Source organism: Lysinibacillus sp. RU7, from assembly GCF_057837305.1.
In genome coordinates this window covers 1-341 of the sequence record NZ_JBYQFK010000086.1, presented here as the reverse complement: position 1 = coordinate 341, position 341 = coordinate 1, and the positions used below count along the sequence as shown (strand labels likewise).

Sequence of the window (341 nt, the reverse complement as noted above, 5' to 3'; positions counted from 1 at the left end):
GGCCTTAGCTCAGCTGGGAGAGCGCCTGCCTTGCACGCAGGAGGTCAGCGGTTCGATCCCGCTAGGCTCCACCAAATTATTTATAAAGATCCTGGCTACCTAGCTCAGCTGGCTAGAGCATTCGGTTCATACCCGAAAGGTCGTGGGTTCGACTCCCTCGGTAGCCATCCTAAAGGACCTTTAGCTCAGTTGGTTAGAGCAGACGGCTCATAACCGTCCGGTCACAGGTTCGAGTCCTGTAAGGTCCACCATTTGAATAGTAAAACGGAGGAATACCCAAGTCCGGCTGAAGGGATCGGTCTTGAAAACCGACAGGCGGGTTAAACCGCGCGGGGGTTCGA

General features: G+C 54.8%; 2 tRNA genes. Both read left to right on the top strand.

The features are described from left to right. Positions 1–93 precede the first annotated feature (93 nt). Positions 94–167 (top strand) — tRNA-Met (locus AC3II9_RS21635). A gap of 7 nt (positions 168–174) precedes the next feature. Beyond that, positions 175–251 (top strand) — tRNA-Ile (locus AC3II9_RS21630). The last annotated feature ends 90 nt before the right edge of the window (positions 252–341 follow it).